Source organism: Bacillus cereus group sp. BcHK124, assembly GCF_027712065.1.
GTDB lineage: Bacteria > Bacillota > Bacilli > Bacillales > Bacillaceae_G > Bacillus_A > Bacillus_A pacificus.
Window position 1 is genome coordinate 103,253 of sequence record NZ_JAQFPJ010000001.1, and the last position, 15,210, is coordinate 118,462.

A 15,210-nucleotide genomic window follows, 5' to 3' on the forward strand; every position below is an offset into this window, starting at 1 on the left:
AATCCTTTAGAGCAGGGATAAAAGGGGGGACAAAAGTGATTGAAATTTGCTTCGAAGAAAAAAATGATGCTATGCATGTATATAGACAACTACTGAAAAGAGCGGAACTGTTATATAAGGAAACGAGTGTGTATTTACAGGAACAAAAAGTGGTGATTCACATACCAGTATGTGAATCAAATTATATTGAAAAGATTTTATTGCCGGTAATGGTATATTTCATTGTGAATGTGAAACAAAATGAGTGGATATATACAATCTTAAAAGAGAAGTTTTTTTATGAAGAAGAGGAAGAGTGTCATCAAATATTGCATATGGCACAAGAGATTTTAAAAGGGAGAAGAAAAGGAATTGCTCGTGAATTAACACGTCACACATTTGAATCATATATTAAATCCTCTTTAAATAACTGGCTTTGTGATCCACTTTCATTCTCGTTTTCATCATATGTTCGCTTTCGTCTTCGTACATATAGGGAAATGGTAGCTAAGCTTGCTGAAGTGGCAATTGATGAGTATAAGTTAGAACAAGAATATCAAATGTTTATTGAAACGCTCCGGCAACAAGTTCGTAGCCGGAAATCACGTTTGTCATGTGTGCATCTTATTTTTGATGAAAGTTTTATTTTCTATGATGATAAAGGTAGACGTTTAAAACAAGAGAAATTGGTTCAATATATAGATGAAGACTTATTAAAACAAAAGGATGTATATATTGATACGAAAGTAATTGCACCACTTCTTTCTATTTCGCCGAAAAAAATTTATTTATATACGAAAGAACAAGACCATAATATGATTATTACTTTGCGAAATGTATTTCAAGAACGGGTACAATTACATGGATTACATGAGTTTGAGCGCAATGTGAAAAATTTAAAAAATAAAGGTAACGCCCTTGATTTTCTAAGTTTTTGAGCATATAATTACCTACATAAATGAAATATATTGAAATGTCATGATGAGGACATGAGTAGTTTTCTACGATTTTCAGAGAGGGAAGCCTTAGGGTGTGAGCTTCCTAGTACGGGATTATTACTTACCACCTCTAAACTTTAGCAGTGAACGGTTTTTCTAGTAATTGCTAACGGACAACACCGTTATGTTGAACTTGAGCAATTAACAATTATGTTAATTGGAACAAGGGTGGAACCACGAATTCAACACTCGTCCCTTTTTACGGGATGAGTGTTTTTTATTTTGAGAAAAAGAGGAGTGACCAGTGATGGCAGATGTAGTTAAAATTACTTTCCCTGATGGAGCTGTGAAGGAGTTTCCAAAAGGCGTAACAACTGAAGAAATCGCAGCTTCTATTAGCCCAGGCTTAAAGAAAAAAGCTGTGGCTGGAAAATTAAATGATGAGATGATCGATCTTGTTACACCAATCGAAGAAGATGGTGCAGTTTCTATCATTACATTAGATTCTGAAGATGGCTTATATATTTTACGCCACTCAACAGCTCACCTTTTAGCACAAGCGTTAAAACGTTTATATAAAGATGTTAAGGTTGAGCTTGGCATTGGTCCAGTAATTGAAAATGGCTTCTACTACGATATTGATATGGAAGAAGCAATTACAGTTGAAGACTTCAAGAAAATCGAAAAAGAAATGCAAAAAATTGTGAACGAGAACTTAGAAATCGTTCGTCATGAAGTACCACGTGCAGAAGCAATTCGTCGTTTTGAAGAAATCGGCGATGAGTTAAAATTAGATTTAATTAACGATCTTCCAGAAGATGCAGTTATTTCAATCTATGAGCAAGGCGAATTCTTCGACCTTTGCCGTGGTGTTCACCTTCCATCTACAGGGAAAATTAAAGTATTTAAATTATTAAGCGTTGCAGGTGCTTACTGGCGCGGTGATAGCAATAATAAAATGCTACAACGTATTTACGGTACTGCATTCGTTAAGAAAGCAGAATTAGATGAGCACTTACGTATGCTTGAAGAAGCGAAAGAGCGCGATCACCGTAAATTAGGTAAAGAATTAAAACTATTTACTAATAGCCAAAAAGTAGGACAAGGTTTACCACTTTGGTTACCAAAGGGTGCAACAATCCGCCGCATTATCGAGCGTTACATCGTTGATAAAGAAGCAAGCTTAGGCTATGATCACGTATACACTCCAGTACTAGGAAGCAGAGAGCTTTATGAAACTTCTGGTCACTGGAACCACTACCGTGATGGTATGTTCCCATCAATGGAAATGGATAATGAAGAGTTAGTTCTTCGTCCAATGAACTGTCCTCACCACATGATGGTTTATAAAAACGATATTCACAGCTACCGTGAATTACCAATCCGTATTGCGGAACTTGGAACAATGCACCGCTATGAAATGTCAGGTGCGTTATCTGGATTACAACGTGTACGCGGAATGACTTTAAACGATGCGCACATTTTCGTACGCCCAGATCAAATTAAAGAAGAATTAAAACGTGTTGTAAACTTAACTCTAGAAGTGTACAAAGATTTCGGTTTAGAGAACTACTCATTCCGTCTATCTTATCGCGACCCAGCAGATACTAAAAAGTACTATGCTGATGATGAGATGTGGGAAAAAGCACAAGGTATGTTAAAAGAAGCTATGGATGAAATGGGTCTTGATTACTATGAGGCTGAAGGTGAAGCGGCATTCTACGGTCCAAAACTTGACGTTCAAGTTCGTACTGCTCTTGGAAAAGACGAAACACTTTCAACTGTACAATTAGACTTCTTACTTCCAGAACGCTTTGAACTATCTTACGTTGGTGAAGACGGTAAACAACATCGTCCAGTTGTAATTCACCGTGGTGTTGTATCTACTATGGAACGTTTCGTAGCCTTCTTAATTGAAGAATACAAAGGTGCATTCCCAACTTGGTTAGCTCCAGTTCAAGTACAAGTAATTCCAGTTTCTCCGCAAGTACATTTAGACTATGCGAAGAAAGTACAAGACGAATTACGCCGTGCTGGTATCCGTGTTGAATTAGATACTCGTGAAGAGAAAATTGGTTACAAAATCCGTGAAGCACAAATGCAAAAAATTCCGTACATGCTTGTAGTAGGTGACAATGAAGTAACTGAAAACGGCGTAAACGTACGTAAATACGGTGAACAAAAATCAGAAACAATCGCATTAGATGCTTTTGTTGATATGATTAAAGTAGAAGGAAAACGATAAGAAAAAGCCGCGGTATACCGCGGCTTTTCTATGTAATATGAGTAAGAAAAATTAGAAAAAAAAACCATGTAACACTTATCATAAAAAAGTATTGCAAGTATGTTAGTTGTTTGTTACAATATTTCTTGTTGTTAGTAAAACACATCGCGTCTTCTTGACAGACGTCATGTCCTATGATAAACTCATCAAGGATAATAGAATATTGTTTTGTGGAACAAGTAGAAGCACCCGCTTCTCACCTGATGGACGCATTCGCAGTTTACAGGTAAATGTATTTCTTACTTAAGATTTTACAAGTGTGGGTGTCGTATGCCCGCACTTTTTTTGTCGGGTTCTATGACTACAAACTATGTTCTGAGAAAACCTTGGAGGTGGCTTACTATTAGCAAGGATATGATGATTAACGAGCAAATTCGTGCACGTGAAGTACGTTTAGTTGGCGCAAATGGCGATCAACTTGGAATCAAGTCTCGTAATGACGCTTTAGACTTAGCTGCAAATCTTAATCTTGATTTAGTATTAGTTGCTCCAAATGCGAAACCGCCAGTATGCCGCATTATGGACTACGGTAAATTCCGCTTTGAGCAACAGAAGAAAGAAAAAGAACAGCGCAAAAATCAAAAAGTAATTAGCATGAAAGAAGTTCGTTTAAGTCCAACAATTGATGAACACGACTTTAACACAAAACTTCGTAATGCTATCAAGTTTTTAGAGAAAGGCGACAAGGTTAAAGCGTCAATTCGCTTTAAAGGACGTGCCATTACTCATAAAGAAATCGGTCAACGTGTTTTAGATCGCTTCTCAGAAGCTTGTGCTGAAGTTAGTACAATCGAATCTAAGCCTAAAATGGAAGGACGCAGTATGTTCTTAGTTTTAGCACCGAAAAACGATAAGTAATAGATAGAGGAGGAAATACCTATGCCTAAACAAAAAACTCATCGCGGCGCTGCAAAGCGTTTCAAAAAGACTGGATCAGGTAAACTGAAACGTTCTCACGCTTACACAAGCCATTTATTCGCTAACAAATCTACAAAAGCTAAACGTAAACTACGTAAAGCTGGTGTAGTAAGCGCTGGTGACTTCAAACGCATTCGTCAAATGCTTGACAACTTAAAATAAGTTCGGCTGATATATAGAACAATTAGGAGGTAATATTATGCCAAGAGTAAAAGGTGGTACAGTTACTCGTCAACGTCGTAAAAAAGTAATTAAATTAGCAAAAGGTTACTACGGTTCAAAAAATACATTATTCAAGGTTGCTAACCAACAGGTTATGAAATCTCTAATGTATGCATTCCGTGACCGCCGTCAAAAGAAACGTGACTTCCGTAAATTATGGATTACACGTATCAACGCAGCAGCTCGTATGAATGGTCTTTCTTACAGCCGCTTAATGCACGGTCTTAAAAATGCTGGCATCGAAGTTAACCGCAAGATGCTTGCTGACTTAGCTGTTCATGACGAAAAAGCTTTCGCTGAATTAGCAACAGTTGCAAAAAACAACATTAACTAATTAATTAGTTGAAACCTTAGAAGATTTTTCTTCTAAGGTTTTTTGTTTGTATACAAAGAGAGAGATGTCGTTATTGATATGACAAAACCTATATAAAAGCTATAGCAATATAGAAGAATATACATATGAAGTCAGGAGAATCCTTCTGGCTTTTTTTTATTATGCCCCTTTGGAAAGAAGAGTATCTTTCCTAGGTGAAACGACACTGCTATAATGGAAAGATGATATGGAACTTTCATCAGATAAAATAACATTTTCATTAGTGGACAATACACAGATAATGATTACCTATCACCAATCGGAGTGAACAATCTAATCGTGATGATTGAAACGTATTTGTAAATTAAGGACAAGCTATTTTGTAAAGAGGTAAATGGCTTACTTATTAATAAGAAATGAAAAATAATAATGAACTTTGAAATGAAACAACATTGTTGCGTAACATGCGATGTTGGAGGAGGACAATAGAGTGGACTTACTACAACTATTTAAATTACAAAAAGAATTAGATGACCGTATTGCGAAAGAACATGACTTACAACCGAAAAAATTGTTAAAAGAGAAAATGTTAGCTCTTCTTGTAGAAATTGGAGAACTTGCAAATGAAACACGTTGTTTTAAATATTGGAGCAACAAACCAGCATCAGAACGTGAAGTCATACTAGAAGAATACGTAGATGGTTTACATTTTATTTTATCAATCGGAATTGATTTAGGGATTGATAAAAACTTCCTATTCTATAAGTGTGCACAGACGAATAAAACACAAGTAGAAATTTTCTTAGACACATATGCGAAGGTAATTCGTTTTACAGATCAACCATCTATTACGAACTATATTGAATTATTTACAAGCTACCTTCGACTAGGACAAGCGCTTGAGTTTGAACAAGAAGAGATTGAAAAGGCATATTTAGATAAAAACGAAGTAAATCATCAGCGTCAAACACAAGGATACTAAGTTAATTTTTGAATATTTCAATTTCCTTTTGTATAATGAAGTGACTGAAGAAAAAGGAGGGTGTTGGCAATGACAAAATTAGACGAGACATTGACAATGCTAAAAGAATTAACAGATGCACGTGGTATTGCGGGTAACGAGCGTGAACCACGTGAAGTAATGAAGAAATATATTGAGCCGTTTGCGGATGAACTTTCTACTGATAATTTAGGAAGTTTAGTTGCGAAAAAAGTAGGGGAAGAAAACGGCCCGAAAATTATGGTTGCAGGTCATTTAGATGAAGTTGGCTTTATGATTACGCAAATTGATGACAAAGGTTTCCTTCGTTTCCAAACAGTTGGTGGCTGGTGGTCACAAGTTATGCTTGCACAGCGCGTAACAATTGTAACGCGTAAAGGAGATGTAACAGGTGTTATCGGTTCAAAACCACCTCATATCTTACCTCCAGAAGCGCGTAAAAAGCCAGTTGAAATTAAAGACATGTTCATCGATATTGGTGCTTCTAGCCAAGAAGAAGCAATGGAGTGGGGCGTACGACCAGGAGATCAAGTTGTACCTTACTTTGAATTCCAAGTGATGAAGAATGAAAAAATGTTACTTGCAAAAGCATGGGATAATCGAATTGGTTGTGCAATTGCAATTGATGTATTAAAACAATTAAAAGATGAAAAGCATCCAAACGTTGTATATGGCGTCGGGACTGTACAAGAAGAAGTCGGTCTTCGTGGTGCAAAAACATCTGCAAACTATATTAAACCAGATATCGCGTTCGCAGTAGATGTTGGTATCGCTGGTGACACACCTGGTGTAACATCAAAAGAAGCGCAAAGTAAAATGGGTGATGGACCACAGATTATTTTATATGATGCTTCTGTTATTGGTCATACAGGTTTACGTGACTTTGTAGTTGATGTTGCTGATGAATTACAAATTCCATACCAATATGATTCAGTAGCGGGCGGTGGAACGGATGCAGGTGCCATTCATATTGCTGTAAATGGTATTCCGTCTATGGCCATTACGATTGCAACGCGTTACATTCATTCTCATGCGGCAATGTTACACCGTGATGACTATGAAAATGCAGTGAAGTTAATTGTAGAAGTTATTAAACGTCTTGATAAAGAGGCAGTACATAACATTACATTTAATTAATAGAAAAAGCGAAGGAGCCTCTCCTTCGCTTTTTTATGTTTTAAAAAGGCCGTTCTAATCCAGCTGCAGTATGAGCCCCTAAAATGATTAAACGAGTTAATTGCATGGCCATAAAATGCGGGGTATATATCATTCCTTTTTTTAGCCATGACATAATCATGCCGAGGTGGGCACCAGTAACATAACTAATAAGAATATCACGTGGAACCATTAGTTTTTCATCGTTAGGTTGTGAAATAGAGAGGCTTAATGTTAAATGTGTTTGAATTGCTTTCATCATTTTATACGTATAATTTCCGGCAGCTTTATCACCAAGCATGACGTTATAGAAGTTCGCATTTTCTGCAATATGTTCGAACAAGGCCAAAAAACTTGGATGTGGTGAATCAAATGTAAGTTGAAAATCTTCTTTATTTCTATTTTTTTGTTTAATGACTTTTGTTAACTTCTCTAACATTTCTTCAATGCTTTTGTCTAATAAGTCATATTTATCGTGATAATGGCTATAAAACGTAGCACGATTTACAGGAGCACGTTCTGCAATATGTTGAACAGTTACATTTTCAAACCCTTTTTCGCCTACTAAAGCGACAAAAGCATCCTGTATGAGTTGTCTCGTCCGTTTTACACGTGGATCATTTGTATTTTTAATAGACATTTTTATTTCCCCTTGTTTAATTTTCTTTACTTAAACAACATATCAGCGTTATATTGTTGTTTAAACGACATTTCATACGTAAATTGTCGGTTGTAGATTTAAAATAATTATTTATAATTATAAACGATAGTCCTTCAGAAATCAGCACCGCTCGCAGGTAGATAAATTTCGATTTACACCGCAGATGGTGTGATTTTTTTGTTTAAAAGTTAATATAATTAACAATTAAGCAATCTAAACAATAAGGACATAAATAGTTTAGAAAAAAATTATATGCGATATAAGGAGAGGAATGCAATGAATCAGTTTCGAAGAATGGTAATTATCAACATTATCACATTAATTGTACTAGTTGGCGGCGGTATTGGCGCTTATTACTATTACAACCAAACGGAAAATTACTTAAAAACAGACAATGCAAAGATTGACGGAAAGGTAATTCCGATTGCGTCACCAGTAGCAGGTAAACTAACTGACTGGAAAGCAGAAGTAGGTAAGAACTACAATGAAAACGATAAATTAGGTGCTGTTACTGTAGCAGCAGCAAATGGAGAACAAACAGTAGATGTAACAATTCCGCAAAACGCAACAGTTGTACAATCAAACGCAACAACAAATGCTTTCGTTGGAGCAGGTAGCCCGATTGCTTATGCATTTGATATGAACAATTTATGGGTAACAGCAAATATTGAAGAAACAGTAATTGATGATGTTCAAAAAGGCCAAACAGTAGATGTATATGTAGATGCATACCCAGATACAACGTTAACAGGAAAAGTAGAACAAGTTGGCTTAACAACAGCGAACACATTCTCAATGTTACCATCAAGTAACGCAACAGCGAACTATACGAAAGTAAAGCAAGTTGTACCAGTTAAAATTTCTTTAGATCATAGTAAATCAGTAAATATTGTTCCTGGAATGAATGTGTCAGTTCGTATTCATAAGTAAGGGGGAGATGAGATGTCCTCAATTGCAATTGTAGGATATGCACTATTTTGTATAATCGTCTTCTTCCTTGTAAATCGTCTTTTACGAAAGAAAAAAACGAACGTGGGAGAAGAACAAGTCCCAGCCGTAAGTAAAATAGAAGTAAGTAAGGTAGAAACAGAAGAGAAAGAAAATGAACAAAAGCAAGAAGTAGAAATTTCTAATGTAGTTGAGTTAGAAACAAGCAAGCAAGAAGAAGTAAAACAAGAAAAAGAAATGCCGAAAAAACAAACGTCTATGCCTATAGAGAATGTAAATGTAAAAGCAGTTGTAACAGTATTAATTCTCGGTATGTTCGTTTCTATTTTAAACCAAACAATTATTAACGTTGCATTGCCACCGTTAATGAATGAATTTAACGTATCAACTTCAACAGCACAATGGTTAATTACAGGATTCATGCTTGTAAATGGTATTTTAGTACCGATTAGTGCCTTTTTAGTTTCACGATTTACGTATCGTAAATTATTCGTAGCAGCAATGTTATTCTTTACTGTAGGATCTATCATTTGTGCTACATCAGGAAACTTTACAATGATGATGACAGGTCGTATTATTCAAGCGGTCGGTGCAGGTATTTTAATGCCGGTTGGTATGAATATCTTCATGACATTATTCCCACCTCATAAGCGCGGAGCAGCGATGGGATTACTAGGTGTAGCGATGATTTTAGCTCCAGCTATCGGACCAACTGTAACAGGTTGGGTAATTGAAAACTACAGCTGGAACTTAATGTTCTATGCGATGTTTATTATCGGTTTAATTATTACCTTCCTATCTTTAAAATTCTTTACACTAGCTCAGCCAGTATCTAAAACGAAATTAGATGTATTTGGTGTTATTAGTTCAAGTATTGGACTAGGAAGCTTGTTGTACGGATTTAGTGAAGCTGGAAATAATAGTTGGACTAGTGCCGAAGTTGTTATTTCACTTGTTATCGGTGTAATTGGTTTAGCGTTATTTATTTGGAGAGAGTTGACAACAGACAATAAAATGCTTGATTTACAAGTATTTAAATATCCAGTATTTACTTTCACTTTATTAATTAACGCAATCGTTACGATGGCATTATTCGGAGGTATGTTACTACTTCCAGTATATCTGCAAAACATTCGTGGCTTCACACCAATTGAATCAGGTTTATTATTACTTCCAGGTTCATTAATTATGGGAATCATGGGACCTATTGCAGGTAAACTATTTGATAAATATGGAATTCGTCCGTTAGCGATTGTTGGATTAGCTATTACAACGTTTGCGACATATGAATTTACAAAGTTATCAATGGATACGCCATATAGCGTTATTATGACGGACTATATTATACGTTCAATTGGTATGTCATTCATTATGATGCCAATTATGACAGCTGGTATGAACGCACTGCCGATGAAATTAATTTCTCACGGTACAGCAACGCAAAATACATCAAGGCAGGTAGCTGGTTCAATCGGAACAGCGATTTTAATCACACTTATGACGCAACAAACAACTGCTCACGTAGCAGATTACGGTAACATGTTAACAACGTCAAACCCAATTTTAGTTGATAAAGTACATGGCATGGGGCAAAGCTTAGCGGCCTTAGCTGGATCAGCGCAAGCAGGAGATGCGATGAGCACGCAACTATTATATGGACAAATTTCAAAGCTATCTGCAATTAACGGTATTAACGATGCATTCTTAATTGCAACAATATTAGCAGGTGTTGCATGGGTGTTATCGTTCTTCTTACAATCAGGAAATAAACCAAATAGAAAAGCAGGGAATTAATTTCCCTGCTTTTTTACTTTTAACCATTAAATTTCACACTAATATAGTCCAAACAATACTCTTCTCTAATATCAGTAGAAACTGTACGTATCTTAACAGTGATGCCAAATTTAGATAAATAATCCATCATTTTATTTATCTTTTCTTCATTTACGATAAGTGGTGGTGGGAATAAAAATGTACCTTCATCCTCAAAATTTTCCGCATTTTCATCTGCAACCTTTAGATTAGATATAAAATCATCAAATTTTAATGGGGCACTTGAACCTCTCCGATAAAAAATTTTTTCTCTTTTTTTATGCAAAGAATCAAAATCCAACACAGCAAATTTATTTGCTTCATCATTAAAAAAGGAAAAAATATCTGAATAAGAAGAATCCCATTCTTTATCAACTAATGTTTTATAAATCAAATCCATTGCCTCATGTGTCATATGAGATGTTTGAATATCATTATCTTCTACATTCACTTCTACTTCCTCAAAGAATGGACGCATTTCATCAACTTGACTCTCATTTGTAATAAAAGGAATATAGGAGACTAATGTATGTCCCTTATTTACTTTAGATTTAAACCATTGATAAATAAAAGTATTAAATATATGGAATTTACCATATGAACTTACCCCTTTTATTTTATTTTCCAAGTGTAACTCCTCCCGCAGAAGAACCATTAGGTGAAACACCCATTGATGTTGTAACTTGTACGGCTGTTTTTACAGATATATATTTCTTTTTACCTGTGTAATGCCATGTCTTACTTGTTGATACACTTTTTTTATTTGGTGTTACTGAATATGCAACTTTCTTTGCGCCATTTGGTGTTATTTGAATATTAGCTTTTAAAATTGGCTTAAGAGATGATGTGATATGCGTAGTGGTAGTTGCTGATGTATTTGTCTTCTTTTTTGTAGCCCCTGTAACTGATTTACGATATTTAATACCAACAATAATTAAAAAGATACTAACGACGAATTCACATATCATCAAAGTAAGAGCTAAAATCATCCAAGTTAATATTCCGAACACTTCTGTATTACCTCCGATTTTTGGTTTTCAAAAAATGTTATATATAGAATGAATCACCTACAGACATGAGCACCCAGAAAATAACCCCTAATATTCCAGCGGTAAAAATAATGAATCCCATATTACGTATACTTTTAATTTTGGCTTGTAATCCACTTATCCCTGCTAATAATCCAGTTAAAGAAAACAGTATCCAATATAAAGTAGTTGAAATAGGGATGATTGTATTGCTCTCCACTCCCATGCCCCAAAAAACAAAAGGGAGTGTGACAAAGGAAAAGCTAAGTAGCCCCATTAAACCGACAAATAATTTACGGTGTTTCACGCTAGTAACAATTAAAAAAATACCACCGAAAAATCCGCATAAAACAAGAAGTGGCATATAAACAATCCAAAGTAAGCTCAACATATATAATCTCCTTCTTTGTAATCAGTTATATTTTACTACATGAGGTTTATTTTGGATATTATTAACAAATATGTATAAATTGATAGAAATGAGTAGTACCGATACGAATTAATAGATGTAGAGCATGAGAGAGGAGGAGACGTATGAAAATTACAGAAGAAAATGTTGTGAATCAGCTAAGGAAAAGGGAGGAAAAAGCATTATATTTTATTATCGAGCAGTACAGCGGACTAATAAAAAGTATTATTCAGAAGTATTTAGCTTCGTTTGAAGATGTGCAAGAGGAATGTATGGATGATGTGTTATTGGCAATTTGGAATCATATTGAAAAGTATGATGAAGAGAAAAATATTCTAAAAAAATTGGATTGTAGCTATTACAAAATATAAATATATCGATTATGCGAGAAAATATACGAAGACAGTAAATGAAAAAGGAATAGATCAAATAGATGAAATAGCGGTACATACCGATACTACTAAAAAAGAGATTAGTAATGATATGAAACATATATTAAATCATTTAAAGAAGAACGATAAAGAAATCTTTATGAAGCATTATGTGGAAGAAGAGTTTGAAGTTGTGATAAAAGAGTAAGGAGAGGTATCGTGATGATACCTCTCTTTATCCTAAAAAGGCTAACATATTATTCATAATATGAAGTAATATAGCTGGAATAATGGATTTTGTTTTTTTACATAAAATGGCCATAAATAGACCCATGATGAACATACTAAACATCACACCAGTTGAGTATATATGACCTATTCCGAAGAGGAAGCTAGACCCAAGCGCTGCAATCCAAAATGGGAAACGCTGTAGTAGGAAATGAAGAATAATACCGCGGACTATAAGTTCTTCAAAAATAGGTACAAGTATAGCGCCACCTATTAGTAATAATAGTTTGTATTGTTTTAACATTTCTAGGTCTAAAGCGGATGACTGCTCTTTTACCGCATCAGGAAGAATATTATTAATTATAAATATATCATTAACGATATGTAGTCCATAAAAAAGAATGATATAGATGTATGTGCTTACTTTTTTTAATGCTGTAAAGTTTAGTGTTGGGACAATTAAATTTCTTAATGGCTTATATGCATAAATTAAAATTAATAAAATGCACAATACAAATAAATTCTTCCCAAAAGTAGTAAGTGATTTTGTTAAAGCAATTTGTTTTGGATTGGTTAAACCTTCTGTATAAATAACGGTAGGAAGACCTATAAAGAGGTCTGCTAGAAATCCTGTTCCCCAAATTGCAAAAACGAGTGAAAATAGAAATTGTGAGAGTGACATAGGATGTTTTTGTGGGTAAGTTAGTTGCGTGGCTTGTATAATAGTGAATCACCTATCCTTTTATACTTTATAATTATATATAAAAATTATAGGATATTTATACAAAAAAGTCATCATTGTAATAAAAATGATATTTTGAGGCTAATATTTACAGACCGTAGTAATTTTACATTGATGTTCTGTGTAAACGGAAGAAGAGTTTGAAGTTATGATAAAAGAGGTATCGCGATGATACCTCTTTTTAACTCAAGAACGCCAACATATTATTCATAATATGAAATAACATAGCTGGAATAATGGATTTTGTTTTTTTACATAAAATAGCCATTAATAATCCCATGAAGAAAGTAATTACCATAACCCCAAGTGAGTATGTATGAGCGATACCGAAGAAGAAACTTGTTACGATGGCTGCGATCCAAAATGGAAAGCGTTCTGAGAAGAAGCGAAGTATAAAACCACGGAAAATAAGTTCTTCAAAAATGGGTGTGAGTATGGCGAAGCTGAGAAGCAATAATATTTGATATTGCTTAAAGACGTCTAAGCTTAGTGCGGAAGATTGCTGCTTCGTTGCATTTTGGAACACATAATTTAACAGTATGTAATTGAGTACGATGTTTATAACGAAGAAAAGAAGTAAATATACGTATGTACGCCATTCTTTCAGTGCTTTAAAGTTAAAAGATTTTAGTAGTAATTTTTTTGCGGGTTCGAATTTAAAAATGAAGAATAACAGTACGGCTAGTTGTAATACGGTACTTGCGGTATTGGCAATAGATTCGTACAGGGCAATTTGTTTTTTATTTGTGAGACCAGCTGTATAAATTGTTAATGGCATTGCGAGGAACACAGTAATAAGTCCGGTTCCGAAAAAAGCGAATAAAACGGAGCTAATAAATTGTAACCATGACATAGAGTATTTCTGTTCATTAGAAAGTTGTGTAGCGGGTTGCATTTGTAAAATCACCTCTTTATATTTGTATATTTAATTGTAAAGCATATTGTTTTCGGGTGTAACATTTAAATATTACATATAAAGGTGTATTTTCCATAAAATAATAAAAGAGGTATCACCCTATAGTGATGCCTCTTTCTTATTGATAACTATGTTCTGCTTTGTTATTCGATTTTGATTGCTCTATTTGCAATTCACGCTCTACTAAACGGTCTAACTGTTGAATAGCTTTTAATGCTTTTTCATAAGAAATTGTTCGATAATGATGCGCTCCGCCCGGTTCTTCATCTGCTTCGTCTGCCCATTTAATAATGTTTTGAAGAGATGTTCTTTCAATTTCTTGTTCTACTAAGAAAGAATCAGTATGAAGAAGAATGGCGATAGAAATCTCTTTTGCTAGTTTAGGGTGCTCTCCTAATCTAATAAGCAATTTATGAGCTCTTTCTGCTCCTTTAATTGCGTGTATATCATTCTTTTTATATAAATCATAGTCCCATTCGCCGCCTGTGTACCACGTATGATGTCCGATATCATGAAGGAAACCAGCCTTTGTAGCAGCATCGACTGAGGCGTGATGCTTTTTAGCTAAGTGAAACGCATGGTAAGCGACAGCAATCGCGTGGACCATCCCAGAACGATTTACGTATTTTTGTGTAATATGGTGTTTAAAAATTTGTTCAAGCGTAATACGGTGCATAAAACATTCACTCCTTTTATCCCGCTTTAACGGGCAGTAAGATTCCTACTTCAAAATTCAGCGAATACGGGGAAGTTAGGTGAGGAATCAACTGCCCGTAAAAGCCCGATTGGTTCAACTAATAATTAGTGGGGATGAACACCCCTCCCCACTAATTAAAGTTTCACTTTATCTTATGGTGTCTATAAAGAAAATCGATCGGTTTAAATGTATTTTGAACATTGTACTCCATCATAGTTCGTTAGTAAAGTAGAAATGTTTAGGAGAAGAAAAAAATTTTCCGCAAAAAAAAATCACCTTGGCCTATGCAAAGGTGATTTTCAAATTGCTTATTTTTTTAATCCTTGCTCTAGTGTTTCTAACATTTCGTACTTTTCATTTTCATCGGCGTTTTTCCAAATGACTTCAAATAAAACACCAAGACCTGGTAGCATTTTTTCTTCACCGCTTTGAATTGCATCGACAATTGTTTCTTGTAATTGATCTTGTGTATTACCAGATACATTTGCTAATACAGCACCGCGTAAATTAAAACTCATTGTTTTCACCTCTTCTTCAGAATTGAAACTGACGTTAGTTTTTGTTCTTTTTTATGTAAATATGTATGAAA

Annotated in this window: 17 protein-coding genes, 1 pseudogene and 2 other annotated features; of the genes and pseudogenes, 10 read left to right on the forward strand and 8 right to left on the reverse strand. The window is 34.8% G+C overall.

The features are described 5' to 3' along the window. Positions 1-35: 35 nt before the first annotated feature. The 7 genes from ytxC (at position 36) to PDK19_RS00625 (ending at position 6,791) form a co-directional block, all read left to right on the forward strand. Positions 36-917, forward strand: a complete 882-nt coding sequence (gene ytxC / locus PDK19_RS00595; RefSeq protein WP_000569618.1) for a putative sporulation protein YtxC — start codon at positions 36-38, stop codon at positions 915-917. A 31-nt stretch (positions 918-948) separates the two neighbouring features. Continuing rightward, positions 949-1,177 (forward strand) — a binding site (T-box leader). A 47-nt stretch (positions 1,178-1,224) separates the two neighbouring features. Further along, positions 1,225-3,162 (forward strand): threonine--tRNA ligase, encoded by a 1,938-nt coding sequence (gene thrS, locus PDK19_RS00600; protein ID WP_000786083.1) that lies wholly within the window; start codon positions 1,225-1,227, stop codon positions 3,160-3,162. 210 nt (positions 3,163-3,372) lie between these two features. Beyond that, positions 3,373-3,493, forward strand: a sequence feature (ribosomal protein L20 leader region). Positions 3,494-3,555: 62 nt separating this feature from the next. Beyond that, positions 3,556-4,059: a translation initiation factor IF-3 gene (gene infC, locus PDK19_RS00605; RefSeq protein WP_000973214.1), complete on the forward strand. Its 504-nt coding sequence runs from the start codon at positions 3,556-3,558 to the stop codon at positions 4,057-4,059. 21 nt (positions 4,060-4,080) lie between these two features. Then, positions 4,081-4,281, forward strand: a complete 201-nt coding sequence (gene rpmI, locus PDK19_RS00610; protein ID WP_001125945.1) for a 50S ribosomal protein L35 — start codon at positions 4,081-4,083, stop codon at positions 4,279-4,281. A gap of 37 nt (positions 4,282-4,318) precedes the next feature. Then, positions 4,319-4,675: a 50S ribosomal protein L20 gene (rplT, locus tag PDK19_RS00615; RefSeq protein WP_001138362.1), complete on the forward strand. Its 357-nt coding sequence runs from the start codon at positions 4,319-4,321 to the stop codon at positions 4,673-4,675. A 469-nt stretch (positions 4,676-5,144) separates the two neighbouring features. Next, a complete protein-coding gene (locus PDK19_RS00620) occupies positions 5,145-5,636 on the forward strand; it encodes a dUTP diphosphatase (protein WP_000365050.1) in 492 nt (163 codons plus the stop codon). Positions 5,637-5,705: 69 nt separating this feature from the next. Continuing rightward, on the forward strand, positions 5,706-6,791 hold the full coding sequence (locus tag PDK19_RS00625) for a M42 family metallopeptidase (RefSeq protein WP_000163568.1): 1,086 nt from the start codon (positions 5,706-5,708) through the stop codon (positions 6,789-6,791). A 40-nt stretch (positions 6,792-6,831) separates the two neighbouring features. Here PDK19_RS00625 and PDK19_RS00630 read toward each other — a convergent pair whose 3' ends face one another. Beyond that, complete coding sequence (locus PDK19_RS00630; RefSeq protein WP_000023673.1) at positions 6,832-7,449, reverse strand: TetR/AcrR family transcriptional regulator; 618 nt, start codon at positions 7,447-7,449, stop codon at positions 6,832-6,834. 297 nt (positions 7,450-7,746) lie between these two features. Between PDK19_RS00630 and PDK19_RS00635 the strand changes: the two genes are divergently transcribed. Then, entirely contained in the window at positions 7,747-8,400 is a 654-nt protein-coding gene (locus PDK19_RS00635) for an HlyD family secretion protein (protein WP_001071400.1), read from the forward strand. A 12-nt stretch (positions 8,401-8,412) separates the two neighbouring features. Continuing rightward, positions 8,413-10,212, forward strand: a complete 1,800-nt coding sequence (locus tag PDK19_RS00640) for a DHA2 family efflux MFS transporter permease subunit (RefSeq protein ID WP_000094780.1) — start codon at positions 8,413-8,415, stop codon at positions 10,210-10,212. Between the two features lie 19 nt (positions 10,213-10,231). On the opposite strand, the gene PDK19_RS00645 is transcribed toward PDK19_RS00640, so the two are convergent. From PDK19_RS00645 to PDK19_RS00655, 3 genes are read right to left on the reverse strand one after another with little or no spacing between them, the layout of a single operon-like run. Then, positions 10,232-10,858, reverse strand: a complete 627-nt coding sequence (locus tag PDK19_RS00645) for a hypothetical protein (protein ID WP_014893485.1) — start codon at positions 10,856-10,858, stop codon at positions 10,232-10,234. Continuing rightward, the gene (locus PDK19_RS27250; protein ID WP_333563850.1) at positions 10,848-11,240 is read right to left on the reverse strand and encodes a hypothetical protein; all 393 of its coding nucleotides are present in this window, start codon (positions 11,238-11,240) and stop codon (positions 10,848-10,850) included. The genes PDK19_RS00645 and PDK19_RS27250 overlap by 11 nt, the downstream gene beginning before the upstream one ends. Before the next feature lie 37 nt (positions 11,241-11,277). Continuing rightward, positions 11,278-11,649 (reverse strand): hypothetical protein, encoded by a 372-nt coding sequence (locus PDK19_RS00655; protein ID WP_000950042.1) that lies wholly within the window; start codon positions 11,647-11,649, stop codon positions 11,278-11,280. 143 nt (positions 11,650-11,792) lie between these two features. Here PDK19_RS00655 and PDK19_RS27255 point away from each other — a divergent pair. Continuing rightward, positions 11,793-12,222 (forward strand): annotated as a pseudogene (locus PDK19_RS27255) (sigma-70 family RNA polymerase sigma factor); the annotation flags it as partial. 51 nt (positions 12,223-12,273) lie between these two features. On the opposite strand, the gene PDK19_RS00665 reads toward PDK19_RS27255, so the two are convergent. The 4 genes from PDK19_RS00665 to sspI form a co-directional block, all read right to left on the reverse strand. Then, complete coding sequence (locus tag PDK19_RS00665) at positions 12,274-12,948, reverse strand: CPBP family intramembrane glutamic endopeptidase (protein WP_049111603.1); 675 nt, start codon at positions 12,946-12,948, stop codon at positions 12,274-12,276. A gap of 241 nt (positions 12,949-13,189) precedes the next feature. Further along, the gene (locus PDK19_RS00670; RefSeq protein WP_001182127.1) at positions 13,190-13,903 is read right to left on the reverse strand and encodes a CPBP family intramembrane glutamic endopeptidase; all 714 of its coding nucleotides are present in this window, start codon (positions 13,901-13,903) and stop codon (positions 13,190-13,192) included. Between the two features lie 139 nt (positions 13,904-14,042). After that, positions 14,043-14,600: an HD domain-containing protein gene (locus tag PDK19_RS00675; RefSeq protein WP_000554788.1), complete on the reverse strand. Its 558-nt coding sequence runs from the start codon at positions 14,598-14,600 to the stop codon at positions 14,043-14,045. Between the two features lie 329 nt (positions 14,601-14,929). Then, entirely contained in the window at positions 14,930-15,139 is a 210-nt protein-coding gene (sspI, locus tag PDK19_RS00680) for a small acid-soluble spore protein SspI (protein ID WP_270706450.1), read from the reverse strand. Positions 15,140-15,210: the final 71 nt, after the last annotated feature.

Bases quoted from the DNA above. Each gene is read 5' to 3' on its own strand.
- thrS (WP_000786083.1), top strand. From the start codon at position 1,225: ATGGCAGATGTAGTTAAAATTACTTTCCCTGATGGAGCTGTGAAGGAG.
- infC (WP_000973214.1), top strand. From the start codon at position 3,556: ATGATGATTAACGAGCAAATTCGTGCACGTGAAGTACGTTTAGTTGGC.
- rpmI (WP_001125945.1), top strand. From the start codon at position 4,081: ATGCCTAAACAAAAAACTCATCGCGGCGCTGCAAAGCGTTTCAAAAAG.
- rplT (WP_001138362.1), top strand. From the start codon at position 4,319: ATGCCAAGAGTAAAAGGTGGTACAGTTACTCGTCAACGTCGTAAAAAA.
- PDK19_RS00625 (WP_000163568.1), top strand. From the start codon at position 5,706: ATGACAAAATTAGACGAGACATTGACAATGCTAAAAGAATTAACAGAT.
- PDK19_RS00630 (WP_000023673.1), bottom strand. From the start codon at position 7,449: ATGTCTATTAAAAATACAAATGATCCACGTGTAAAACGGACGAGACAA.
- PDK19_RS00635 (WP_001071400.1), top strand. From the start codon at position 7,747: ATGAATCAGTTTCGAAGAATGGTAATTATCAACATTATCACATTAATT.
- PDK19_RS00640 (WP_000094780.1), top strand. From the start codon at position 8,413: ATGTCCTCAATTGCAATTGTAGGATATGCACTATTTTGTATAATCGTC.
- PDK19_RS00655 (WP_000950042.1), bottom strand. From the start codon at position 11,649: ATGTTGAGCTTACTTTGGATTGTTTATATGCCACTTCTTGTTTTATGC.
- PDK19_RS00665 (WP_049111603.1), bottom strand. From the start codon at position 12,948: ATGTCACTCTCACAATTTCTATTTTCACTCGTTTTTGCAATTTGGGGA.
- PDK19_RS00670 (WP_001182127.1), bottom strand. From the start codon at position 13,903: ATGCAACCCGCTACACAACTTTCTAATGAACAGAAATACTCTATGTCA.
- PDK19_RS00675 (WP_000554788.1), bottom strand. From the start codon at position 14,600: ATGCACCGTATTACGCTTGAACAAATTTTTAAACACCATATTACACAA.
- sspI (WP_270706450.1), bottom strand. From the start codon at position 15,139: ATGAGTTTTAATTTACGCGGTGCTGTATTAGCAAATGTATCTGGTAAT.